Source organism: Priestia sp. BR_2, assembly GCF_041954005.1.
GTDB classification, from domain to species: Bacteria; Bacillota; Bacilli; order Paenibacillales; family Paenibacillaceae; genus Paenibacillus_AQ; species Paenibacillus_AQ lautus_A.
This window is the reverse complement of the sequence record NZ_JAVFHM010000065.1, coordinates 1-640: the sequence shown is the minus strand read 5'-3', so window position 1 is coordinate 640 and position 640 is coordinate 1. Positions and strand designations below refer to the sequence as shown.

Below are 640 nucleotides of genomic sequence, written 5' to 3'. Positions count from 1 at the left end.
GCTATAGGCATTTAACATGATGTTAAACATATTTTTAGAGAAAGATAAAAGTATGGATATGGGTATTTTTAATAAAACTATCAATATTGCATCTGGCCATGCGTTATAGGATCTTTATTATTCCAAACATAATCCAAAACTTTATTCCATACTGTTATTTTAGTTTCAGAATTTCCAGCATTTTTTATCAACTTCCAGCTGTGATGCATGTTGTGGCTGTTTATTTAAAGCAAGATAAGAAACATATTCGATTTGTCTAATCAAGGAATGATTCTGAGTTGATACACGGAAAGGAATTTAAGGAGGATTAATTTCAAAAAGTCTTACACGTCCATCTTTCCCCATACCTAAATTTACTTTGAAATCCACCATATGGTATTCAGATTTATCTAACATGCTATAAACCTTCATCCCACCGTTCATAACAGCCTTTTCTATTTTTTCTTCCTTTTCTTTATCGACAGTAAGAGTTTTATAAAATTACTAACAGAATAGACTGTTAGTAATTTAAGAATAACGTGTCTACTGTTAGATGCTACTCGAAATAGTATGATAGGTATTTCCCGTTGGCCTTTACTATTTTGATTCATATCAATTCGGATATCGATTGCATTTTTGGAGCTTTTTACTGTTTCAATAC

At 30.9% G+C, this 640-nt stretch carries 1 protein-coding gene; it reads right to left on the bottom strand.

All coding sequences use genetic code 11. The features are described from left to right. Positions 1–434: 434 nt before the first annotated feature. Positions 435–640 (bottom strand): hypothetical protein (locus tag RB298_RS01250; RefSeq protein WP_486045373.1); only part of this gene is annotated, 206 nt, incomplete at its 5' end.